This is a genomic window from Bacillus sp. FSL L8-0199 (genome assembly GCF_038005705.1).
In the GTDB taxonomy this organism is placed as follows: Bacteria; Bacillota; Bacilli; order Bacillales; family Bacillaceae_G; genus Bacillus_A; species Bacillus_A cereus.
This window is the reverse complement of record NZ_JBBOTS010000005.1, coordinates 39809-59350: the sequence shown is the minus strand read 5'-3', so window position 1 is coordinate 59350 and position 19542 is coordinate 39809. Positions and strand designations below refer to the sequence as shown.

The following is a 19542-nucleotide window of genomic DNA, read 5'->3' as shown; positions in this document are numbered from 1 at the left end:
AACAAAGCGGGTGAAACTCATGTCATTAGCTAATTTTCAAAGGAACATATTAGTCGATATAAGAAATAAAAACTTCGATATTTGCGATAAAAAAGGGTGGAGTATTGAAGAAAAAGATGCACACATTAATCTTTATGATGAAAATCAAAATCTAATAGATAAGTTTTTCGGTCACATCATGTTAAGTAAGTTTTTGAAAAATTAATAGTGAAGGGTGGATGAAATGAAATCAATTTATGATTACTATATTACACCTGAAGAGTATATGATGGCAGAACAAAATGGCATTTGCAGAAGTACTTTAGAATATAGGGTACGTGATGGCTTATGGGAAAAAGAGAGTGCTCTAACTAAGTCTCCTAAAAAAGTTACTGAGTGGAGCAGAATCCAACATCTTGCGCTGCAAAATAATATTTGTAGAAATACATTTGAAGATCGTAGGAAAAGAGGATGGAGCTTAATAGATTCCATATCTAAACCTCCAATGAGCCGAAAAGAGTCTTTAAAGCGTGCTAATCAGGCTAACAAAAACAATTGCATACTCTCAAATGAAGAAATACAGTTTGCAAAAAAGAACGGACTAAAAAGAAGCACATTATATAATCGGGTTAAAAATTTAAAATGGGATATGGAAGTAGCTACTACATCTCCGATTATACCAGCGCCTGAACGTGGACGTATGGGGAAAGAAGCTTCTTATTGGAGTAAGTTTTGAATTTTGCATATAAACGAGGTGAGCAAAATGGAAGGTAGAAAACACCTCTTTGAAGATGGTGAAAACGTTAGAATTAAAGAAACTGGTGAGATAGTTACAGTTGATCATTGGTGGTTTGCACAAAATTATAATCTCAAATATGAAGCTCAATACAACATTGTAGAGCATCCTTCAACATGGTATGGCGAATATGAATTAGAAAAAGTTTAACAGAATTGCTACTTAAATAGAAATGGAGGACAAAAAAATGAGCGAAACGGTTATTTATGGTGTGAAATCAAATGGTGAAGTTGAATTTGTAGGTGAAACAAAAAACGCATGGAGAGGTGGAATGCACGTATGGATGAAACTTTCAGAGGCATATGGCATTCAAGGCGGTTTTCTTGGTGGGTTTAAAGAATTATGGAAAATGGCTGATACAGGTGTTTTAAAAGACTTTGAAAATATAACACTAAAGTCTACTTTCGATAACGTTGTGGTGAAGAGGGAAGATATTCCGAAATTAATTGCTGCATTTAAAGAATTCGAAGAGAATTATCCTAACAGTAGTTTATGGGAGCAAGCTAGAATCATTGAAGACGATATTATTAATGATGAAGATATGATTGGTGTATGCTGGAATCAGACATCTGTTAACAGTAATCCTTGGAGTGAAGGGTATGATGAAGAAAAGGATGAGGAAATCCCTTATAACGTGCTACAAGGCAATCGTCACTGGTACTTATAAAAAAGGATGGAATAACTATCTTACAATAAAGGAGTAGCATAGTAATTATGGAACTAAAGTGGCATGAGCGACTATATGCTCTTTATAAAGGAGAACAATTTGTGACCGAAGGAACTCTCCCTGAGATTAGTCTAGCAGCAAAAAAATCTATTCAATGGCTTAGATATATGACTTATCCAGCTTATGATAAACGCTGTAACGATAGCATCAAACGCCTTCGTTTAGTTCTGCTGGACGATGATGAAGAATAATATTTAATCCCATAAGAAAGGATGGACCATATTGCTTAGGGTTAGGTATATAGGAGAAATGGATTTTTATGATGGAGTGACAACAGGACACGTTTATGAGGTTATTGGAGAAAACGAACAACAGTACATTGTAAACAATGATTTAGGAGGAACTAGCACTCTTAAAAAATCTAAATTCGTATTAGTATCTTCATAGTTTAGTAAAATAATTATTTGACTGGAGAAGTGCGTATGAGCAAATTAATTTTAGAAAAATTATCTTGTATAAAAGAGCAATTAAAAGATGTAATAGACAAATTTAAAACGATAGAGAAACAAAAACTATGCGAGGGCAATGATTCAGATCGTATGTATTATAAAGGGCAGAAAGAGGCATTCGAAGGATCTCTTACACTTATCTTAGATTTACAGTCAGCTGTCCTTGCTCATTTTAATCAAGAAGAAAAGCAAAAAATAAGCACAATAAATACAAAATATATCTTTATTACAAAAAAACAAAAAGATATCATCGGAACCTGTTCTATTTCATGTGACGATATTAAAGAGGTCTTTCAACATAGAAATAAGCTTTTATTCTATGTATATGAAGAAGCAACTGATGTTGAAGTCTTTAGGTATGAAAATGGTTCACTTGTGCGTGTAAATACGGATAACTAAAAAGGAGCGGAAAAAGATGAATTTAGAAACTAGTATTAAGGATGTTATTACCCAAAAATTAGAAGATGGTACGGTTGATAGATTAGTTGCAGAACAGCTAGAAAAAGGTGTTAAGAATGCATTAGATCATCTTTTTAGTTCTTATGGAGATGTAACTAAAATTCTTGAAGAACAAATCAAATCAGTTATGGTCCCTTATTTAGAGAAACATGATTACTCTGAATATATCGTGAAGCTAGATGCTGTACTGGTTGATATCCTAAAACAAACCGCATCACCTAATCAAAAGCTTATTAGTAACTTCCAGCAGTTAATGCTGCCAGAAACAGAAAAAGAATTACAAGTAACAGATTTATTCACAAAGTGGACAGAGCATGTTGCTAAGAATGTAGAAACCGATGGATTAGAGATTGATTATGATGATGAACCATCTTATGAGTTAGTAGAAGTTACAATGAGTGTTGAGATGGATGAAGAACGAGATTGGAGTTCCTTTAAGTATGCAACATTACTATTTGAATGTGAGCATGATGAGAAAATGAATTTTGCAGTTCGTTTATCTAAATGGAAAAAAGAACAAGGATGGTCTATTAACTATGATAAATCTCCTGATATTAGATCATTAAGATATCTATCTGATTTCGAAGTTTTATTAATGCGTTTAGATCAAGGTGGAACACAATTAATTCTTGATTCAGAATATGAAAACGAGCATGTTCGACCAGAGACAGAACCTGAAATAACATTTAGCTAATAGGAAAGGGTTTTAGATATGTCAATCATTACGGTGCTTAATACTTTATTCGAAAAGGTGAAAGCTATGGCCACTCTTACAAAAATTAATGGAAAAGAAACATTAAAGGCAGCTGTTGAGAAGGATGCAAACCAAGAAAGAGATGTTCGTAGTTCTCAAGAGTATTGGGACAAGTATAATTGGGTATTACAACGAGCTGAGCATTACGCTGAAAAGACTGGCTTATCTAGTGAAGAAATTCTTAATGCTTGGGAAGAAGATAGAACGTATTGGTATATGAATTACTATCAAGAAGCAAATCAACCTGAAATTAAGGGCGATAAAGTTCGAGTATTTGAAACAGTACAAGATATGTTGGATAACATCGGTGAAAAGAAATTCCGTTGTCCTTGTTGTAATGGCGTGTCTACTAACCCTTATGTTTGTAACAGTGGAGTATTAGTAGATAAAAAAGAGTGTTCCTGGAAGGTATATGGCTTCCTTGGTGATTTAGGCAAAGGTTCATATATTTATATCAAAAAAGAATTACGTGGCGAAACAATCTTTATGCCACTTGCATGGGAAGAGGGAGAAAGCAAATGACAGTAGAAAATAAAGAAATGCTTTATAGAATCAAAGCTCAAAAGGCAGACAACTCTATTAGTATAACTGCAACAACAAGTAATGATGTTTCTTTGGAAGAAGCAATAGATATAGCGACAAAAGAAGTTTTGGTATCACCAGCAGAAAGTTATCGTAACTTTATTGTTGAACCAATCTGTACAAAAGAAGATTGGAAAGAAGGTGTCGTTTCTTTTTGCCCAAGATGTGGTGCTAATCTAAAGGATTCTGATATTGGCAAAGGAGGCATCTTTGACTGCTATGACTGCAGTACAACTATAGAAGCGCATATTCTTGGTGGACATGAACATGAGGAGGAAGATGAATAATGTCTAAAACAATAATTGAAGAGATTCTAGAGAAGTATAAAGAATTCAGTTCTTATTTAGATACTATTGATATAAATGTCTTAAAAGATAAGTATACTCGCAAAGAATTAATGGAGTTCTCTGAAGCTTTACGTACAGATAAACTACGTAGTTTATGGTACGAGGTACATGAATTAACTAAAGAAATGAGATTAAAAGAGTTTCCTGAATTATTAGGTGTTCATCGTTTCCCTATCTTAAAAGAAATTGATTTTATGACTGAAGAGGAAAAGATTGCGCTAGATAAAAAACTTGTTGGTTTTAATGTTGGCCATTACCTTCCTTATTTAGGTCGATATACAAATGAACACAAAAAGCTTGAGCAATTCCTTTTAGAAAATAACGTAGTAGAGAAACAGTATGTTGTCACTTGCCCTTGTTGCGGCGGAAACGAATGGCTATCTAATACTTTAGACACGAAAACAAAAGAATCGTTTGATGAATTGCTTACAAAAGAAATTGTAGATGATTGTGATGATGTTGAAGCATTTACTAATATCGTTGATCGTTTATGTGATGAGTGTGATTTTTATCCTGAGCTTGAATCAATGCGTGTGTATAAAGCTCAAAATCAATTGCGCTATAAAGAGCTACTTCGAATGAATATGAAACGTGATACAAGTTTAGATAATGTTTAATATTTTATTTTTGCCATAAGAGAGGTTGAAAGATAATCATGAATACACTATTAACTGCTAAATATACAATCTCAGAAGAAGATTCTAATCTACTTAAAGTATTAGCTCATCCTGTACGATTTAGACTCGTAGCAGAGTTAATCCATAACAAATCACTTAATGTGACACAACTTATTCATTTGCTAGGTGCTCCACAATCTACAGTATCACAGCACCTAACTAAACTAAAAAGTGCACGAGTTGTAAAATTTGAAAGAAGTGGTCTTGAAGTGTATTACAGGATAGATAATGATAAAGCAAGTAAACTCGTTCATCTTCTTCTTGAAGATTAGTTTATTGTGACTATTGTAGGGAGTTGTATGGCCATGGAATTGGTGAAAAAATATATGTTTCAGCGTTTTGATGATAAACAAGCGCCATTGCCTTTTCCTGATTACCTGTTACCTCATAATCGCTACAAGAATGACTTTTGGATTACACAACAAGGAGAATGCGTTTATCCTTATGAAATGGAAGATCGGCATTTACTTAATACTGTTCGCATGGTTCATCGTTCTCACCCTAATTTCGAGGAATTATATAGAGAAATACATGCCGATCAATATATTTTACTTGGAAACGCACCTTGGTTAACAAGTTCAGGAAAAAAGAAGAAAAATAATAATCGTACAATGTATATGAATCTTTGGAAGACCAAAAGATTATATATGTTGCTTAGAAGAGAAATAAAATTACGTAATTTAGGTGATCACTTATGAGTCGAAGACAAGAAGAAAGTATTTTAAATGCAATTGTTCAGAGTGCAGCCGCTGCAAGTGGTGAGCCTGTAGAAAAAATACAAGATATATCTTCCCAAATGATTGCATACATCAACGCAGGAGCTCCATATGGCATGTCTCCTGAAGGATGTGCACGTTGGTATATAGAACAAGGCGGAAAACTTTAAAATGCAGGAGGATTTAAAATGAGCGAAATCAGAGTAACTATTAATAAAGGTGGTACTTTTACTGAAGTAAAGGATGATATTTTCGTAATATCTCATACCAATTCAAAGTCTGATAAGATTAATACTTTAATTGAGGGTAAGGCTTCAAAATCTGAACTTGAAGAAATTTTGATTGCATCTCAAATTGGTATCTTTTCTACTTTATTAAAACATCCTGAATGTAGTATTGATGATGTAAAGAAGATTCAGGAGAAAACTAATAGAGTAGTACTAGAAGAACTATTTAGAAAACATGAAGGAGATTCGAGTGGGGAAGATGGTGCAGTTAAAGAATAAACCTAAGGCTGCTCTTAGTCAGGTAGAATACTTAGAAAGTAAATATGCTGAAATCAATGAGCAGATTAGTGGGCTAGAAGAACAACAAAAAGAAACAGAACATGATCTGCATGAATTGTATTTCCAAAAAGGAAAGATTTTTGCAGATTTAGAATTAATGAAACGTGTTCCAGAGTATGAAGATTAATCCCCTCCGGGGACTGTTTATGAATATAAAATACATATATTAAAGGAGATTTACATAATGACAACTACTACAGCTAACGCAACTTTTTTCCGTGTTTTAATTAATCCTCAAGGAAATGAAGGCATATTCATTATTGAGTCAGAAATTCTTGGTTACAAAGATAATACTGTATATGCAAGGCTTTTATTTGATGTTTTAGAAGGTGAAGCAAAACAATATAAATTTAAACCAGAACATTCCAATATGCATGAGACACCTCAAGAAGCATTTAAATTTATCCTACATAATCACTTTGATAAATTGGTTAACAGTACAGTATGGTTATTTGCAAAATACTTTGGTGGCGGCGTAGGTGTAGACTTCAAAGAAATGATAGCTATGCTTAAAAATACACCAGAACTAAAACATTTTGATTTAGAAAAAAGGCTTCGTGAAATGCAATCTAAATCTACTGCATCACAAAAAAGCACACAACAAAAGCCTCAGCAAAAGACACGACAAAAGCCACAGCAATATAAGACATATACTGCTGCTGAATTATTAGATGATAGTGTTTTACCATTCGGAAAAATGGCATTTTGTGTTTCTGGACCACTAAAAGACTCTCATGTAACAAAAAGCAAACATGGTCATCTTGTGCAATGTAATAAATACTTGCGTCAGACGGATCCGTTACGCTTTGGAGCTAATGTACTTAATTCAGAATTCATTGTGTTAGCAGATAAGAAAGAATGGAAGGCAGTTTCAGTAGAAGATGCAATCACAGCTTTAAACGCAGGCTTACAAATTAAAATTAACTATATGAATACAGAGCGATGCATCCAGAAAAGTGATACACAAGAAAAAGTTAAATTCTCTACAAAAGGTTCTCAAGAAATGCTGGTTAGCACAAGAGAAGTTATGATCTCATTAGATGAAATTATAGCAGCTAATTTTTATGTTTTAAGTGAATAGGCAGGAGATTTTTACTCTTGCCTTTTTTATTTGTACGATTCCACTCCGTGGAAAGTAGGTGATATATAAGGAGGAACATTTTATGACAACAGCCACTATTGATTTAACAGCCATGCAAATGGATGCAGTAAATACTATTACTACATGGTACAAGAATAGCTCTGAACAATGCTTTTTTCTAGCAGGATATGCAGGTACTGGTAAGACTACATTAGTTGAATATGTTATTAGAAAGCTTGGTATTAAGCTAAATAAAGTTACTTTTGCTTGTTACACTGGGAAAGCTGCACTTGTATTAACACAAAAAGCAAAGGGAAAATATAAGGCTCACACTATACATAGAACAATTTATCACTTAGATGTTAATTCTAAAGGAAAAACTGAATTCATTTTAAAGAAAAAAGAAGAACTTCAACATATTAAGCTTATTGTTATTGATGAAGCATCTATGGTTGATGGAGAAATCATGAGAGATTTAAAATCTTTCGGAATAAAAATTTTATTTATTGGTGACCAAGGACAATTACCACCAGTATCTCAAAAAGGGAATGAAGAGTTCCTACAAATGTTTAATAATCCTGATTTTTCTTTAACTGAAATCCATCGTCAAGCAGAGGGTAACCCAATTATTCATTTATCAATGCTTGCCCGTAAAAGACAAAAGATTGATTATGGATGGTATGGTCAAAATAACGAAGTGCTTGTTATAAATCGTTATGACTGGAATCGTTTGAGAGAAAAATGTTATACCACTGCTGACCAAATTATATGTGGTTACAATAAAACTCGACATGCTCTAAACCAAGATATCCGTAGATTTATTGGCTTCAATGAAGATTTACCACAAGTAGGCGATAAGTTAATTTGTGTGAAAAACAACTGGAATAAGAATATTCAAGATGTTAGTTTGGTTAACGGCATGACAGGATATGTGAAAAGCATAAAACCATCTATAAAAGATAATCTATATCTTACTCGTGATAGCATTAATATTGAATTTAGACCTGATTTTACTAACCAAGCTTTTGATGATTTAAACTTAGTTAATGCTCACTTCCTAGGAGAAAAATATGAGTTAGCTCCACACGAATATAACGTATATGATTCATTTGACTTTGGTTATGCAATTACTTGTCATAAGAGCCAAGGTTCTCAATGGGAGAAGGTTGTAGTTATTAATGAAGTCTTAAATCATGAAGAGCATCATAGATGGCTTTATACTGCAATTACTCGCTCTAGTGATAGATTAGTACTGGTTATATAAAAGAGAAAAGAGGCGAAAGTTATGATGACTTCTGTTCAGCAACTTGTAAAAGAAATTAATCAAAAATTTTCAGATGACAGTAAGCGAATTAAAGAATATAAAAGGAGTATTCAGGAGCTTTTTTTATCATTTCCAATGAAGAATTTTAGAGATGAGACTGTATATGTGCTTCCATCTCTAAGAACACCCTATCTTGCTGATTATGGAGATAAACGTAGACACATTTGTTTCTATAAAGGGAAAGGCATTACAGAAAGAGAGCGATATGATGAATTAATAGAAACGCTTTATTATGAAAACAAAATAGAAGATTTCATTCATTTTGTATCTTCACATGTTATGCCTATGTACTTGCAGGGATCTTTTGAAGCAATAGCAAATGAAAATAAGTATTTTTATTATTAATATAGAGGTTTTGTAATATGGAAATGATCTCTTTTTATTTAAGTAGCTCAAGATATGCTCAATACATGTATGTAAGAAAACTATGGAATCAACACAAAATTAAAGTCACCCCTGATATTGCAGAATTCATAGAGAATACATGTGGTTTTTCAAGACATACTTTAAAAAAACTATCTACACAACTATCTACCGGTGAAGAAGAAATGTCACAAGACTTAGAAGGAGTTTGTGCTTTAGGCTTAGTATGGATTATTTATCTTATTGACTCTCAAAACTTCAACAAGATAAGTGCTATTTTTAAACAGATTGACCACTCTATTTCGGCGTATTCTTCTTGACTTTTTAATTATATTGTAATGCCTTGCAGACCTTATTTTAGTATGCTAAACTTAGGGAAAAGGTACAGGGGATCGTAAAGGAGTAATAGCATAATGAAGAATTTAGCAAAAAAACCGAGTATTTACTTGGCTTTAACTACTTTATCTTCTCTAGCTCTCGCAATCCATTTCTATTCTTTTAAATCAGATTCTGATAAAGTGAATCAATCTTATGAGGAACTGCATCAGAAGTATCTTGAAGTACTATTTAAGAATGAAGATTTGCGTGAATCTAATCAAACTCTTACCGAGTCTTTAGAGGAATCACAGCGAAATGTCGAAGAGATGAAGAAGTATCTTCAAGAATTGCAACGAAAATGAAATCCCTGATTTAAATTATTGTATAACTATAAACATGAGTATTTTAAATAAAAGGAGATGAGTTTCATGGCAGCACCTTGCTCTGATGAATTTAACTTTAATGAACAAGTATTAGGAAGTGCTGGTTTTTCTAGTAATAAAGAAACAGTTTTTAAAGAAACAAATAGTCCATTCTCAGTTGAAAGTGAAGTGCAAACTTCATTTTTACTTAGTAATGCTCTTCTTAATATTTTATTGCGTAAGAATATTATTTCTCAAAACGAAGTAACAGAACTTGTTTCCGAGCTATTTGAGGTTTATCAGCAAAAGAAAGGATTGAGGTAACAGTGGATATCCAAGCGTTAAAGAAATGCATTACGCACTTCTCTGGACAAATACATTTATCTGGAGTACATAAAGATGAAGTAAAGGTTGGCGGCAGAATTACTGATGTCTTTCATCCTCTAGAATTCATACCAGGAGGAGCATCTTTAGTCATTATCGATGACTTTGTAGGGACACTTCGTGTTTCAGTTCCAGAAGAGGTAACACAAGCACATCTGAATGACTTAATAGTTGGCAATTATGTATCTTTTGAAGGATTTGTTAACACTGTTTCAAGGTCTTCTGGAATAGAAGTATCTGTTGTTGCATATGCAGCCAACAATCTTCTAGAGGAATGCACTAAATGAGAAATGTATTAGTTTTCCCTGATGGGACTGAACAAGACTTTATGTATCCTCATAATAGAGATGTTCTGGTAGGAGAAAAGCTACAAGTACAAATGAAAGATGATGCACTTCACATTTTAGAAGTGTGGAATATTCAACATACAGATAAAGTTATTTACTATCACTTGAAATACTAAATCTTATCCACTCCGTGGAATGTTTTTGAATAAAATATAATTTATTATACTGGAGGAATTTAAAATGCAAAACGGATATAACAATTTCAATCAACAACCAAATAATTTTCAACCTCAAGGTGGCGGATTCCAACCACAACAAGGTAACTTCCAAGGGCAACCACAAGGAAATTTCCAAGGGCAACAGCAAGGTAATAATGGACATAAAAATAATGGCGCAGATAATCATGTTAAAATTCAAATTGTTGGTCGTTTAGTAAAAGACCCTGAATCTAAGCCTGTAAACAACTCAAAAGTAGCAAGTTCTAAAATTGTAGTAAATCACCGTGGTAGCGATAAGGCAGACTTTTGGTTTATTGAAGTTTGGGGAAATGAAAACTCTGATGGATATTACAAATTCTTATTAAACCATTGCCCTAAAGGACGTAAGGTATTTATTGAAGGTGTACCAGAATTACGTCAAACGAAAAATAACGATGGATCATACACTTACTACCCAACAATTAAAGTTACATCTCTTATTGGTTTAGATGGTGGTAGTTCAGATAATTCACAAGGTGGGCAACAGCAACAACAACAGCCTACAGGTCAATTCCAACAGCAACAACAAGGTGGTGGGTTCCAACAACAACCTCAACAGGGTGGATTCCAACAGCAACAAGGCGGATTCCAAGGTCAACAACAAAACTTTGGTGCGCCACAAGGTGGACAACAGCCACAACAAGGCGGATTCCCACCGAATATGCCTAATAATAATCAAGGATTCCAACCACAACAAGGCGCTCCAGTTAGTGTAGGCGCTCCGGTTGGTGTTGGTGCTCCAGCTGGTGCTCCAGGTGCTGGTGGATTTCCTCCAATCCCACAATAATGAATTAGGGGATAATTCCCCTTTTTCGTTATTTTATGATACTTCACATTTATTAATTGGTTGGAGTGATATGATTTGAAAATTCAAGACGAAAAAATCCAAGCAGAATTAGTGAAATCTAGGCATAGTATGTTATCCACTATTTTTGTTTCATTCTTTATATTCGCTACTATTTCTTCTATGGTAGGCGGTTGCACGTACTATAACGTCGAAACCTTAAAGCATCCAGTTAACCATGAAGTAAACCACAATGAATCTTATAAGCGTGGTGATAAATAATGTCCCGCAAAAGACTAAATCCAACAAATTCATTAGGGCAATTTATATATGGTATCTATGATTATCATCATGATCGTGGCATGCCTCAAAAGACAGCAAAGGCTCGTATGATTGATAATACTTTAGAAGCCTGTGTAAGTGTCATAAGAAAAGAGGAAGAAATTCCTGATCAAATGATAGTTCTTATGGCTCAATGGCTGTCCCGCACTCTAAATGACAGGGGTGTTCACATCACAAGAGGAGTAACAAATAAACAAACTGAAGACAAGGACGCCTTTAAGGCATTAACAGATTTAAAAGATTTAAAAACTTCATTAGATACATTTATTGAGAACTACAAAGGTTGGAGTGATCTACATGGCGAAAACAAAAACGAAGGATAAAGAAGAAGCATTACCCAAGTCCGAAAAACCAATGAGCAACCAAGCATTTATGTCTATGATGAACAAGAAGCTTGGTGATGAAATGTTATATGCATTTGATGGGGAATCAAGCATAAAAGTGCAACCTGTTAGCACAGGCGTACCGAGCTTAGATTACGCATTAGGAATTGGTGGCTTACCTTGGGGACGTATGATTGAAATGTATGGACCTGAATCTTCTGGTAAAACAACAATCGCATTAAAAACAATTGCAGAGTTTCAAAAGGGCGCTAAAATTATTCCACATGTGTTTTATGGAAAAAAAGTTATCTTTATTGATGCAGAGCATTCACTTGATCCATTCCATGCACACGCACTTGGTGTAGATATTTCTGCTGAAACAGGTATGATTATTATTCAACCAAACAATGGTGAGGAAGCATATGACTCAATGGTAAGTTTGATTCTTTCCGGTCAAGTTGGAATGATTGTAGGTGACTCGTTGCCATCGTTCATTCCAAAAGCTGTTATTAACGGTTCAGCTGAAGATAATCATATGATGATTGCAGCTCGCTTAAATTCACAAATGATACCTGTCATTACGCAACACGCTCAAAAACACAATGTACTGGTCATTATGATTAACCAAATTCGTGAAAAACCAACAATGTATGGTAATCCAGAAACAACACCTGGTGGCCGTACGCTGAAATTCTATGCATCTGTTCGTTTAGAAATTAGACGCAAAATAATTGAGAAAAACGGTTCGCAACTTGGTCAAACAATGACTGTTAAGGTCATTAAGAATAAAGTATCTCGTCCATATACAAAAGCAGTGTTTGACTACTACTGGGATACAGGTATTGATGTTGTAAAAGACATTATGAATGTAGCAATGGATATGGATATCATCAAACGCACTGGAGCCTGGTACTACTATGGTGAAGATTTTAAAAATCCACTTGTAGATGGAGCGGGTAGTCCGCTGAAATGGAATGGTAAGGAAACTGTAGAAGCAGTCTTGAAACAGTCACCAGCATTATTTGATTATACAAATGACATTGTACAAGGTCGTATTCCGAAGGATGCTCAGTTTATTGAGGAAGAGCATGACGAAAATGAAGTATTAGAAGAAGAAGAGGCATTTGAAGAAATAGGGCCATTAGTGAACGTGTAAGTATTGGTTAGAGGAGGAATAATATCATGAATACAATTGGAGTTGAATCACCCTTTGATACTGCTGATGTGTTTTCGGAATCAAAAACAAAATTAGAACCGGGTTATTATAATGAAATTTTGATGCCGGAACATATCTATAAGAAAATTACTCCATTTGATATCAAGACAAGTGTTCATAATTGTTTTGCATGTGATAACTGTAAGTTTGCAAAGCCACTTGAATTAAGCAACTTTGATGCAAGTATTATGATTATAGGTCAGGTGCCAAGTGACGTTGACATAAGAACTCCAGAAGGGAAAACTTTAATTGATACGCTAGCTTGGTCTGGCTATAACTTAAATGATATCTATTTGACTTCATTAGTTAAATGTGAAGATTCTACTCAACCAGAACAATGTCAACATCATCTAGTTAGTGAGCTTTTATGTGTTCAACCTAAGATGGTCATTGCATTAGGCTATGATGTAGGCAAATATTTTGACCCTACTATTAATCAGGCAGGTTATCAATCTGTCTTAATGGGTCGCTATAATATGATTACAACTTATAGAACATTATATACTATGAAAGATCAAAACTTATTTCAAGAACTTTGCGGACATATTTTACGAGCAAAACAGCAAATGGAGATCACGGTATAAAGGAGTTCGTAATATGGAAGCAACTAAAACTGAGTACACAATGAAACAGGCAGCGAAGATGTTAGGGGTACATCGGGATACAATCATGTATTGGGAAGAAAATAAATTAATTCCTATGGCACGGAGAGATCCAAGGAATAATTACCGCAAGTATTATGTTGAAGAAATTATAGAGATAGCCAAGGTTAGGGGAATAGGTGTTGTAGACACTGAAGTAATTGAGAGAGAAAAAGCTGATAAACGCAAACAGAGACAGATGCAATTATAGATTCTTATATTATACATTTTCTTATCAAAACTTCATTGACATATTTAGACAAGTATCGCTATACTAACTAAAGATATTGAAATATGTAGCAAAATATAGAGATATTTGGAGCATTTAACAATACCTTGCATCATTCCTCAAAAAACTAACCGCTGATAGGAGTAAAATTAGCGATATTATGTTATATTAATTATTGTTATGGACTTTATATGTAGTACATTACATATTAAAAGGATATACGAGAGGGAAAAAGGAGATGTTTTGAAGAATGATGAATCATGATGAGGTATTATCAATGCTAACCGAAAATGAAAAGAAGATTTTTAATTATATCAAAGAAACAGCTAGTGAGCAGGGTGGTTCAGTAAAAGCATCTATGAGCAAGATGGGTGAAGCAACAGGACTTAGTGAGGCTACTGCGCACAGGGCGGTTAAGAAATTGCGTAAGCTAGGTATTATCGGTATTGTTCCGTCCTTAGAAAAAGCTGAATCTAATGAAATTGTATACTATGGTTCTTCTGTTGATGAGTCACAACAAATTATGGATATCATGAAGCAAGCCGGCCAATTAACCTCTGGATTAAATAGGCTGGAATCCGTATTGAAAACAAAAGAAGAATCTCTTGAAAAAATTCAAAGAGAAAAAGCTGAACTAGAACAGCAGGTTCATGCATTACGACAAGAGTTAGCTACTGTTCGTGCGCAGCAATCTGGAATAGATTCAAACAAAATCATTTCGAGTCAGTCATTAGGTGATGGAACAACCGCTTATATAGTTAAAGACTAAGAAGGGGTTGTGAGTGTTTAATGAGCGCCAACATGAGAAATCAAACTGATACTATCGTGGAAAAAGTTTTTGATTTTTTTCAAAGTGACCAACCATCTAATGTAGAAGGAAATGAAATCATTGAAGTATTATCTCAGCAGATCTCAGCTAATCCTGAATCTGCTGGGGATATTATGGATGAGCTTGCAATGAAGTTCGCTAATAAGCTTGAACAAATATGTAATCAATATGAATAAACATGGTCCATATCTTCACAGATTAGAATATAGAAAGTGAGTTTGTTTAAATATGGGTATGTTAGAACGCTTATTGTACGAAGATTTATTAACTTGGGAAAATACAATTAGAGAGTATGAGGAAGCGAATGTGCTACTCAAAGTGCCAAATGAAAACTCTCCAACTACCTTGCATTCTTTTAATATAAACGTAAATGAACTGTATACAAAAGTTATACATGATTTCGCAAGGGCTCGTCGAAATAAGGATGCAATTCAAAGATTAATAAAAACGGTATTAGAAGATTACTATAAGGGATCTAATGAACAAGCCAGAAAAGCAGCAGGCATTCAGTTGGCAAGAGCGTTTCCAGCACCTGAAAACTTTCCTGTACAAACTGTAAACTTATTTGATTTAGAAGATGCATTTAATGGCATTTTTTATTCTCTTGAAGCGACTGTGAAATCTCTGCAAGCTAAAGCTGATGCGAAGATTACCAGTAATTCATTATTAAATATTGAAAAGAACTTGGTATGTTGATTAGATAGTTTAACTGGAGGTATCGTATCATGAAGGATAGTAACAATTCTCTCTCTTAAATATAAAAAATAAAACATCTTATTCATCATTTTATCTATCATTCATGAACGAGTAATAAAGTTAGCCTTTGAACGTGCAAACTATATATGGCAAATTGAATTTCGCATACAGTTTTCGATAGAATACTACATCATTTAGGTATTATGAATGGCATTACATTTAAACTTTAGATGATGGTGATAAGCTTCATAATTTAAAAACACCGTTACAGCAACATAGGGTAATCAATTTATTATAATTCAATCAAATATATCCTGAAAATAAATCGCTTTTAGGAAGCTATGAAGAAGTAAGGAGTTAGATTATGAGTATAGAGTGCATATATGAAGAAGAATGTTCCAATGTAGGGAAGTCTTGCTTCAAGTGTTTTAATTATCAAATGTTTCAGCCAATCAAAGAAAGAAAAGGGCTGAAACCAAAATCGGATAATAAGAAAGAAATAAAAGAAGGTATGGTTTTTGAGCAGCGTGGTACGAAAAAATATAACCATGCTGTAAAAGAAGCTAAGGATATTGCACGTCGTCAAATTGCTTCAGGAGCTCTTCATTTTGCATTAGGCGATATGATTACAGAAGAAGAATTGACCGCAGCATTAGCTGAATTTAAAGAACGTGGCTCTACTGATTCTAGAGGTGCTAAGCAAATTACAATAAAAAAAGAATGGCTGACTAAGTTAAAAGAGGAAGCTAGGCAAATGGGAAGAGAGTATTATTTTCTTCCCTTTACTTTTAAAGGTAGTACTGATGATTATGTAGCAATGGAATATGACACTTTATTGCGTTATATACAAACCATTCAAATGTTATTGGAGCAAAACCGTTTATTAACACAACGGATAAATGATAATTAAATAGGTGATGCGCAATGGAAACAAAAAGCAGACAACCAAGAAATCATAAAAAATTATGGACTCATGAAGAAGAGCAAGACTTATTAGATATGTATGGTATTTATTCGTTTTTATATTTAACTCGCTATTTTGGTAGAACCACTCTTGCAATTAAGGAGAAATTCAATGCCTTAACTGGAGTTCGGGATACGTCAACAACAGAGGGCTCAATCACAATAGCACAATTATCTGAAGCGATAGGTGTAACAGACCGTACGATTTTAAATTGGATAAAGCATTTAAAATTGCCAGCTACACAGATACATAAACAACGAAGTGATACTAGAAGACGAATTTATTATATTAATCCAGAGCTTTTTTGGGATTGGGCAAAGTTGCATAAGGATAGAATTCCGTTTTTTAAACTAAAAAGAGATTTACTTCATCCTGAGCCAAAATGGTTAGAAAATGAAATGCGCTCATTTAAACAAAACAATATTTCTATTAAAACTAATACTTCATGGAGCGAAGAGGAAGATGAACTCGCATGGTATTTATGGAAAAATGGTGTTAATTATCGTAAGATAGCTCAAAAACTAGGCCGCCCTGAAAAAGGTACTCAAAGAAGATTAACGATTATCAAAAAAAGGAAAGAGGGTATTAATCATGACAAAAATTTATGAAGCATTTGAAGAAGAAGCTAAAAGTTTAAATATAAGTGAATTAATGGGTGATATGAACAGCATGCTTGATTCTTATAATCAGGAGAAAGGGTATACTCCCACTGTCCATGATGAATTACGAGTACGCAATTTAATGCTTGCATATAAATATACAGAAAAAGAAATGGATCGATTAACATTATTAAAAGCAGCCGTTATGGCTGATTGGGATAAGCGCATTCAAGCAAAGAAAAAAGACATGGAAGGCATTAAAGGACTGGTTGATAATTATATCCGTAATGTCAATCAAGGTAAAAAGCTATCTCTTGATGTAGGAACTGTAACAATGAAAAAGCAAGGGCATAAAGTTAAGTTAAAAGGTGATGCTGAAGCGCAAGCACGTGAGTTCTTAAATCACCATAAATTACTTGAATCTTACTTAAAGCCGGCGCCATTAGACGTTACACTGTTACAAAATGCCTATATGCATCAATTTAATCAGCAGGTAGAACAAGAAGCAGCCAAACGTATTGAGAAAGAAAAAGAAGAAAAAGGAAAAGTCACTAAGAAACGTGAAAAAGAAATTGCTCTTGCGGTAGAAGAAGAAATGAAGCCAGGATTCATTGAAAGTCTTCCTGATTTCTTTGATTATATTCCAGAAGAACAAAAGTTATCTATTACTATGAAGTAAAGAGGGGATTCTATTGCTACCTATTACAAAAGTTCTTGAACTATCTACACATCATATTTCTGAAGTTTCAGCATGCCTTTTAAATACTTCTATGATTTCAGGTATAATTGTATACCATAAAGAAAAGTATGGATGGTTTATTTATGTATCATCTGAGGAAGAGGAAAACGAGCAAATTCCAGATGATTTGAATGAAATTCTGAAATTTGCTCGCTCTAATGATTGCTCATGGATTATGCTTGATCGTGACTACGACACAATCAACGAACTTCCTATATTTGAATGGTAAGGTGGTAATACTATGTCGTGGAATTTACAGCCAGCATATGAAAAGTTAGATGAGAAAGCTTTATTATGTTTACTTACAGATTGTTTAAATCGTGCAAAAGACGGAACAGCTGGAAATGCTTATGCTTACAATCAATTAGAACGTGCCGAGCAAATTGTTCGAACATTAGGTTCTAAGATGACAGAGAATACAGCTACAGCTATTTAATATACGTTTTCTTTACTATATTCGACGGATTTTAATCTTTCTTTAAAATCCGTCGTTTTTTATTGTCTTTCCCAAGGTTTTTAGATATAATCTTATTATGAAATGCATTACAATATGCATAGAAGGAGCATTAATATGATAATCAAAGATGTAAACACACTATCAACTCTTAGTTTGCTTATGGAATTTGAAGAAGTAGTTCAAGAAATAGCTAAAGGAAATGATGATTCAGCTTTAGTTTCTTATCAACATGAATTATTCAGTGAGATTGAAATGCGTATGAGTGAAGGGTATGATCATAACTGTGATCCCGATGAAGATGATGACTTGGAAGAAGATTTAGAGGAGGATGAAGATGATGAATAATATCCTCCGATTTATCGGTGTTAATAGAGATACGAGGACAGCCGGACCAGGAAAGCGTTTAGAGTTTTTTACAAAAGGCTGCATTCGTGGTGTCATCGCTCCATGTCAGGGTTGTTTTAATGAATCCACATGGACATTTGAAGGGCATTACAGAGAAATGACAGTAGCTGAAGTTGTAGATGTGTGCCATGAAACTGCTTGGAATCGTCAAGTAACCTTCTGTGGAGGTGAGCCGATACTTCAAGCTAAATCTATCGCACAAGTTGCAAAGCGCTTAAAGGAACTAGATCATACATTCCACTTCGTTATGTATACTGCATATAAGCTAGATACACTTATGAAGTATGGGTTGAAATTCACATGGTTGCCTAAACATGGAGAAGGCATGAAACAAGCTCTGATTAAATATTGTAGTGGGTATATGCCATGGCCTAATAAAATTGAGTTCACTATATTAACTCCAGAAGATGTTAAAGAACTTATGAAATACGTAGATCTTATTGTAGATGGTGATTATCAATATGATAAACGTCTTACAAAAGCTACATATATGCATGAAGGCTGGTTTATTGGTTCTGCCAATCAACGAGTGATTAATTGTAGAAAGACATTAGAAGAAGATAATTTATCCTATTGGCCTGCTGATGAATATAACGAGTATATGCACTCTGTTGTTGTCCCATGTAAATGTTGTGGTCATCATACTAGGAGAGGTTTCTGTTCTGATTTGTGCCAAAAACGTTTTTCTGCTCGTGAAGAAGAACTGAAATTATTAGGAGGCGCATAAATGAAATCAAATATCTTTAAATTCCTACTTGGATTTATCTTACTGTTTCTAGGAATAGCTACACCTGTTTTATTTGGTGAAAAAACTGTGCCTGATTGGTATGTCCTTGGTGTATTAATTTCTTGCATGGGAGCGATATACTTAACGGAAAGGGAGTAAAGAA

Annotated in this window: 41 protein-coding genes; all 41 read left to right on the top strand. The window is 34.0% G+C overall.

The window, feature by feature from the left end; all coding sequences use genetic code 11:
• The first annotated feature begins 19 nt into the window (after positions 1 to 19).
• The 41 genes from NST86_RS33540 to NST86_RS33340 all read left to right on the top strand — a co-directional run bounded on the left by NST86_RS33540 (position 20) and on the right by NST86_RS33340 (position 19538).
• Positions 20 to 205, top strand: coding sequence for a hypothetical protein (locus NST86_RS33540; protein ID WP_340935546.1), 186 nt, complete (start codon positions 20 to 22; stop codon positions 203 to 205).
• Between the two features lie 18 nt (positions 206 to 223).
• Entirely contained in the window at positions 224 to 715 is a 492-nt protein-coding gene (locus NST86_RS33535) for a hypothetical protein (RefSeq protein WP_340935545.1), read from the top strand.
• 27 nt (positions 716 to 742) lie between these two features.
• Positions 743 to 925, top strand: a complete 183-nt coding sequence (locus tag NST86_RS33530) for a hypothetical protein (RefSeq protein ID WP_340935544.1) — start codon at positions 743 to 745, stop codon at positions 923 to 925.
• 37 nt (positions 926 to 962) lie between these two features.
• Positions 963 to 1442 (top strand): hypothetical protein, encoded by a 480-nt coding sequence (locus NST86_RS33525; RefSeq protein WP_340935542.1) that lies wholly within the window; start codon positions 963 to 965, stop codon positions 1440 to 1442.
• A 47-nt stretch (positions 1443 to 1489) separates the two neighbouring features.
• Entirely contained in the window at positions 1490 to 1693 is a 204-nt protein-coding gene (locus NST86_RS33520) for a hypothetical protein (RefSeq protein ID WP_340935541.1), read from the top strand.
• A gap of 31 nt (positions 1694 to 1724) precedes the next feature.
• The gene (locus NST86_RS33515; protein WP_340935539.1) at positions 1725 to 1889 is read left to right on the top strand and encodes a hypothetical protein; all 165 of its coding nucleotides are present in this window, start codon (positions 1725 to 1727) and stop codon (positions 1887 to 1889) included.
• 35 nt (positions 1890 to 1924) lie between these two features.
• Positions 1925 to 2350, top strand: coding sequence for a hypothetical protein (locus NST86_RS33510; protein ID WP_340935537.1), 426 nt, complete (start codon positions 1925 to 1927; stop codon positions 2348 to 2350).
• Positions 2351 to 2366: 16 nt separating this feature from the next.
• Positions 2367 to 3104, top strand: a complete 738-nt coding sequence (locus tag NST86_RS33505) for a hypothetical protein (protein WP_340935536.1) — start codon at positions 2367 to 2369, stop codon at positions 3102 to 3104.
• A gap of 18 nt (positions 3105 to 3122) precedes the next feature.
• Positions 3123 to 3686, top strand: coding sequence for a hypothetical protein (locus NST86_RS33500; RefSeq protein ID WP_340935534.1), 564 nt, complete (start codon positions 3123 to 3125; stop codon positions 3684 to 3686).
• Complete coding sequence (locus tag NST86_RS33495; protein ID WP_098685612.1) at positions 3683 to 4033, top strand: hypothetical protein; 351 nt, start codon at positions 3683 to 3685, stop codon at positions 4031 to 4033. Before NST86_RS33500 ends, NST86_RS33495 begins: the two co-directional genes overlap by 4 nt.
• The gene (locus NST86_RS33490; protein WP_340935532.1) at positions 4033 to 4710 is read left to right on the top strand and encodes a hypothetical protein; all 678 of its coding nucleotides are present in this window, start codon (positions 4033 to 4035) and stop codon (positions 4708 to 4710) included. The genes NST86_RS33495 and NST86_RS33490 overlap by 1 nt, the downstream gene beginning before the upstream one ends.
• A 38-nt stretch (positions 4711 to 4748) precedes the next feature.
• Positions 4749 to 5042, top strand: coding sequence for an ArsR/SmtB family transcription factor (locus NST86_RS33485; protein ID WP_340935530.1), 294 nt, complete (start codon positions 4749 to 4751; stop codon positions 5040 to 5042).
• Positions 5043 to 5075: 33 nt separating this feature from the next.
• Positions 5076 to 5468, top strand: coding sequence for a hypothetical protein (locus tag NST86_RS33480; protein WP_340935529.1), 393 nt, complete (start codon positions 5076 to 5078; stop codon positions 5466 to 5468).
• On the top strand, positions 5465 to 5656 hold the full coding sequence (locus tag NST86_RS33475; protein ID WP_340935527.1) for a hypothetical protein: 192 nt from the start codon (positions 5465 to 5467) through the stop codon (positions 5654 to 5656). The genes NST86_RS33480 and NST86_RS33475 overlap by 4 nt, the downstream gene beginning before the upstream one ends.
• Before the next feature lie 18 nt (positions 5657 to 5674).
• A complete protein-coding gene (locus NST86_RS33470; RefSeq protein ID WP_340935525.1) occupies positions 5675 to 5992 on the top strand; it encodes a hypothetical protein in 318 nt (105 codons plus the stop codon).
• A complete protein-coding gene (locus NST86_RS33465) occupies positions 5973 to 6179 on the top strand; it encodes a hypothetical protein (protein WP_255258906.1) in 207 nt (68 codons plus the stop codon). Before NST86_RS33470 ends, NST86_RS33465 begins: the two co-directional genes overlap by 20 nt.
• Positions 6180 to 6236: 57 nt before the next feature.
• Positions 6237 to 7133: a hypothetical protein gene (locus tag NST86_RS33460; RefSeq protein ID WP_340935524.1), complete on the top strand. Its 897-nt coding sequence runs from the start codon at positions 6237 to 6239 to the stop codon at positions 7131 to 7133.
• A gap of 82 nt (positions 7134 to 7215) precedes the next feature.
• A complete protein-coding gene (locus tag NST86_RS33455) occupies positions 7216 to 8397 on the top strand; it encodes an ATP-dependent DNA helicase (protein ID WP_340935521.1) in 1182 nt (393 codons plus the stop codon).
• Positions 8398 to 8418: 21 nt separating this feature from the next.
• A complete protein-coding gene (locus NST86_RS33450; RefSeq protein WP_340935520.1) occupies positions 8419 to 8802 on the top strand; it encodes a hypothetical protein in 384 nt (127 codons plus the stop codon).
• A 17-nt stretch (positions 8803 to 8819) separates the two neighbouring features.
• Positions 8820 to 9140, top strand: coding sequence for a hypothetical protein (locus NST86_RS33445; RefSeq protein WP_340935518.1), 321 nt, complete (start codon positions 8820 to 8822; stop codon positions 9138 to 9140).
• A 93-nt stretch (positions 9141 to 9233) separates the two neighbouring features.
• Complete coding sequence (locus NST86_RS33440; RefSeq protein ID WP_098205363.1) at positions 9234 to 9500, top strand: hypothetical protein; 267 nt, start codon at positions 9234 to 9236, stop codon at positions 9498 to 9500.
• 66 nt (positions 9501 to 9566) lie between these two features.
• Complete coding sequence (locus NST86_RS33435; protein WP_098205362.1) at positions 9567 to 9824, top strand: hypothetical protein; 258 nt, start codon at positions 9567 to 9569, stop codon at positions 9822 to 9824.
• A 2-nt stretch (positions 9825 to 9826) separates the two neighbouring features.
• Complete coding sequence (locus tag NST86_RS33430; protein ID WP_098687438.1) at positions 9827 to 10171, top strand: OB-fold nucleic acid binding domain-containing protein; 345 nt, start codon at positions 9827 to 9829, stop codon at positions 10169 to 10171.
• Entirely contained in the window at positions 10168 to 10347 is a 180-nt protein-coding gene (locus NST86_RS33425) for a hypothetical protein (protein ID WP_098205360.1), read from the top strand. The genes NST86_RS33430 and NST86_RS33425 overlap by 4 nt, the downstream gene beginning before the upstream one ends.
• 64 nt (positions 10348 to 10411) lie before the next feature.
• Entirely contained in the window at positions 10412 to 11215 is an 804-nt protein-coding gene (locus NST86_RS33420) for a single-stranded DNA-binding protein (protein WP_340935514.1), read from the top strand.
• A gap of 75 nt (positions 11216 to 11290) precedes the next feature.
• Positions 11291 to 11494, top strand: coding sequence for a hypothetical protein (locus NST86_RS33415; protein ID WP_016084676.1), 204 nt, complete (start codon positions 11291 to 11293; stop codon positions 11492 to 11494).
• A complete protein-coding gene (locus NST86_RS33410) occupies positions 11494 to 11877 on the top strand; it encodes a hypothetical protein (protein WP_340935513.1) in 384 nt (127 codons plus the stop codon). The genes NST86_RS33415 and NST86_RS33410 overlap by 1 nt, the downstream gene beginning before the upstream one ends.
• Positions 11852 to 13033, top strand: coding sequence for a DNA recombination/repair protein RecA (locus NST86_RS33405; RefSeq protein WP_340935511.1), 1182 nt, complete (start codon positions 11852 to 11854; stop codon positions 13031 to 13033). The genes NST86_RS33410 and NST86_RS33405 overlap by 26 nt, the downstream gene beginning before the upstream one ends.
• A 26-nt stretch (positions 13034 to 13059) precedes the next feature.
• Entirely contained in the window at positions 13060 to 13677 is a 618-nt protein-coding gene (locus NST86_RS33400; protein ID WP_340935509.1) for a uracil-DNA glycosylase family protein, read from the top strand.
• Between the two features lie 13 nt (positions 13678 to 13690).
• On the top strand, positions 13691 to 13945 hold the full coding sequence (locus NST86_RS33395; protein WP_340935507.1) for a MerR family transcriptional regulator: 255 nt from the start codon (positions 13691 to 13693) through the stop codon (positions 13943 to 13945).
• Positions 13946 to 14240: 295 nt separating this feature from the next.
• A complete protein-coding gene (locus tag NST86_RS33390) occupies positions 14241 to 14732 on the top strand; it encodes a helix-turn-helix transcriptional regulator (RefSeq protein WP_255258901.1) in 492 nt (163 codons plus the stop codon).
• Between the two features lie 20 nt (positions 14733 to 14752).
• On the top strand, positions 14753 to 14968 hold the full coding sequence (locus NST86_RS33385) for a hypothetical protein (protein WP_340935505.1): 216 nt from the start codon (positions 14753 to 14755) through the stop codon (positions 14966 to 14968).
• Positions 14969 to 15020: 52 nt separating this feature from the next.
• Entirely contained in the window at positions 15021 to 15488 is a 468-nt protein-coding gene (locus NST86_RS33380; protein ID WP_072191887.1) for a hypothetical protein, read from the top strand.
• A 364-nt stretch (positions 15489 to 15852) separates the two neighbouring features.
• Positions 15853 to 16398, top strand: a complete 546-nt coding sequence (locus NST86_RS33375) for a hypothetical protein (protein ID WP_340935504.1) — start codon at positions 15853 to 15855, stop codon at positions 16396 to 16398.
• A 14-nt stretch (positions 16399 to 16412) separates the two neighbouring features.
• Entirely contained in the window at positions 16413 to 17060 is a 648-nt protein-coding gene (locus NST86_RS33370) for a MerR family transcriptional regulator (RefSeq protein WP_340935503.1), read from the top strand.
• Positions 17044 to 17730, top strand: coding sequence for a hypothetical protein (locus NST86_RS33365; protein ID WP_340935501.1), 687 nt, complete (start codon positions 17044 to 17046; stop codon positions 17728 to 17730). Before NST86_RS33370 ends, NST86_RS33365 begins: the two co-directional genes overlap by 17 nt.
• Before the next feature lie 13 nt (positions 17731 to 17743).
• Positions 17744 to 18019 (top strand): DUF5983 family protein, encoded by a 276-nt coding sequence (locus NST86_RS33360; RefSeq protein ID WP_340935500.1) that lies wholly within the window; start codon positions 17744 to 17746, stop codon positions 18017 to 18019.
• A 12-nt stretch (positions 18020 to 18031) separates the two neighbouring features.
• Positions 18032 to 18226 carry a hypothetical protein gene (locus tag NST86_RS33355; protein ID WP_072191891.1) on the top strand — a complete coding sequence of 65 codons (195 nt, stop codon included), beginning with the start codon at positions 18032 to 18034 and terminating at the stop codon, positions 18224 to 18226.
• A gap of 135 nt (positions 18227 to 18361) precedes the next feature.
• The gene (locus NST86_RS33350; RefSeq protein ID WP_340935499.1) at positions 18362 to 18592 is read left to right on the top strand and encodes a hypothetical protein; all 231 of its coding nucleotides are present in this window, start codon (positions 18362 to 18364) and stop codon (positions 18590 to 18592) included.
• Positions 18582 to 19379, top strand: coding sequence for a 4Fe-4S cluster-binding domain-containing protein (locus NST86_RS33345; protein WP_340935498.1), 798 nt, complete (start codon positions 18582 to 18584; stop codon positions 19377 to 19379). Before NST86_RS33350 ends, NST86_RS33345 begins: the two co-directional genes overlap by 11 nt.
• Positions 19380 to 19538 carry a hypothetical protein gene (locus tag NST86_RS33340; protein ID WP_180236220.1) on the top strand — a complete coding sequence of 53 codons (159 nt, stop codon included), beginning with the start codon at positions 19380 to 19382 and terminating at the stop codon, positions 19536 to 19538.
• The last annotated feature ends 4 nt before the right edge of the window (positions 19539 to 19542 follow it).

Bases quoted from the DNA above. Each gene is read 5' to 3' on its own strand.
- NST86_RS33540 (WP_340935546.1), top strand. From the start codon at position 20: ATGTCATTAGCTAATTTTCAAAGGAACATATTAGTCGATATAAGAAAT.
- NST86_RS33535 (WP_340935545.1), top strand. From the start codon at position 224: ATGAAATCAATTTATGATTACTATATTACACCTGAAGAGTATATGATG.
- NST86_RS33530 (WP_340935544.1), top strand. From the start codon at position 743: ATGGAAGGTAGAAAACACCTCTTTGAAGATGGTGAAAACGTTAGAATT.
- NST86_RS33525 (WP_340935542.1), top strand. From the start codon at position 963: ATGAGCGAAACGGTTATTTATGGTGTGAAATCAAATGGTGAAGTTGAA.
- NST86_RS33520 (WP_340935541.1), top strand. From the start codon at position 1,490: ATGGAACTAAAGTGGCATGAGCGACTATATGCTCTTTATAAAGGAGAA.
- NST86_RS33510 (WP_340935537.1), top strand. From the start codon at position 1,925: ATGAGCAAATTAATTTTAGAAAAATTATCTTGTATAAAAGAGCAATTA.
- NST86_RS33505 (WP_340935536.1), top strand. From the start codon at position 2,367: ATGAATTTAGAAACTAGTATTAAGGATGTTATTACCCAAAAATTAGAA.
- NST86_RS33500 (WP_340935534.1), top strand. From the start codon at position 3,123: ATGTCAATCATTACGGTGCTTAATACTTTATTCGAAAAGGTGAAAGCT.
- NST86_RS33495 (WP_098685612.1), top strand. From the start codon at position 3,683: ATGACAGTAGAAAATAAAGAAATGCTTTATAGAATCAAAGCTCAAAAG.
- NST86_RS33490 (WP_340935532.1), top strand. From the start codon at position 4,033: ATGTCTAAAACAATAATTGAAGAGATTCTAGAGAAGTATAAAGAATTC.
- NST86_RS33485 (WP_340935530.1), top strand. From the start codon at position 4,749: ATGAATACACTATTAACTGCTAAATATACAATCTCAGAAGAAGATTCT.
- NST86_RS33480 (WP_340935529.1), top strand. From the start codon at position 5,076: ATGGAATTGGTGAAAAAATATATGTTTCAGCGTTTTGATGATAAACAA.
- NST86_RS33475 (WP_340935527.1), top strand. From the start codon at position 5,465: ATGAGTCGAAGACAAGAAGAAAGTATTTTAAATGCAATTGTTCAGAGT.
- NST86_RS33470 (WP_340935525.1), top strand. From the start codon at position 5,675: ATGAGCGAAATCAGAGTAACTATTAATAAAGGTGGTACTTTTACTGAA.
- NST86_RS33465 (WP_255258906.1), top strand. From the start codon at position 5,973: ATGGTGCAGTTAAAGAATAAACCTAAGGCTGCTCTTAGTCAGGTAGAA.
- NST86_RS33460 (WP_340935524.1), top strand. From the start codon at position 6,237: ATGACAACTACTACAGCTAACGCAACTTTTTTCCGTGTTTTAATTAAT.
- NST86_RS33455 (WP_340935521.1), top strand. From the start codon at position 7,216: ATGACAACAGCCACTATTGATTTAACAGCCATGCAAATGGATGCAGTA.
- NST86_RS33450 (WP_340935520.1), top strand. From the start codon at position 8,419: ATGATGACTTCTGTTCAGCAACTTGTAAAAGAAATTAATCAAAAATTT.
- NST86_RS33445 (WP_340935518.1), top strand. From the start codon at position 8,820: ATGGAAATGATCTCTTTTTATTTAAGTAGCTCAAGATATGCTCAATAC.
- NST86_RS33440 (WP_098205363.1), top strand. From the start codon at position 9,234: ATGAAGAATTTAGCAAAAAAACCGAGTATTTACTTGGCTTTAACTACT.
- NST86_RS33435 (WP_098205362.1), top strand. From the start codon at position 9,567: ATGGCAGCACCTTGCTCTGATGAATTTAACTTTAATGAACAAGTATTA.
- NST86_RS33425 (WP_098205360.1), top strand. From the start codon at position 10,168: ATGAGAAATGTATTAGTTTTCCCTGATGGGACTGAACAAGACTTTATG.
- NST86_RS33420 (WP_340935514.1), top strand. From the start codon at position 10,412: ATGCAAAACGGATATAACAATTTCAATCAACAACCAAATAATTTTCAA.
- NST86_RS33410 (WP_340935513.1), top strand. From the start codon at position 11,494: ATGTCCCGCAAAAGACTAAATCCAACAAATTCATTAGGGCAATTTATA.
- NST86_RS33405 (WP_340935511.1), top strand. From the start codon at position 11,852: ATGGCGAAAACAAAAACGAAGGATAAAGAAGAAGCATTACCCAAGTCC.
- NST86_RS33400 (WP_340935509.1), top strand. From the start codon at position 13,060: ATGAATACAATTGGAGTTGAATCACCCTTTGATACTGCTGATGTGTTT.
- NST86_RS33395 (WP_340935507.1), top strand. From the start codon at position 13,691: ATGGAAGCAACTAAAACTGAGTACACAATGAAACAGGCAGCGAAGATG.
- NST86_RS33390 (WP_255258901.1), top strand. From the start codon at position 14,241: ATGCTAACCGAAAATGAAAAGAAGATTTTTAATTATATCAAAGAAACA.
- NST86_RS33385 (WP_340935505.1), top strand. From the start codon at position 14,753: ATGAGCGCCAACATGAGAAATCAAACTGATACTATCGTGGAAAAAGTT.
- NST86_RS33380 (WP_072191887.1), top strand. From the start codon at position 15,021: ATGGGTATGTTAGAACGCTTATTGTACGAAGATTTATTAACTTGGGAA.
- NST86_RS33375 (WP_340935504.1), top strand. From the start codon at position 15,853: ATGAGTATAGAGTGCATATATGAAGAAGAATGTTCCAATGTAGGGAAG.
- NST86_RS33370 (WP_340935503.1), top strand. From the start codon at position 16,413: ATGGAAACAAAAAGCAGACAACCAAGAAATCATAAAAAATTATGGACT.
- NST86_RS33365 (WP_340935501.1), top strand. From the start codon at position 17,044: ATGACAAAAATTTATGAAGCATTTGAAGAAGAAGCTAAAAGTTTAAAT.
- NST86_RS33355 (WP_072191891.1), top strand. From the start codon at position 18,032: ATGTCGTGGAATTTACAGCCAGCATATGAAAAGTTAGATGAGAAAGCT.
- NST86_RS33350 (WP_340935499.1), top strand. From the start codon at position 18,362: ATGATAATCAAAGATGTAAACACACTATCAACTCTTAGTTTGCTTATG.
- NST86_RS33345 (WP_340935498.1), top strand. From the start codon at position 18,582: ATGATGAATAATATCCTCCGATTTATCGGTGTTAATAGAGATACGAGG.
- NST86_RS33340 (WP_180236220.1), top strand. From the start codon at position 19,380: ATGAAATCAAATATCTTTAAATTCCTACTTGGATTTATCTTACTGTTT.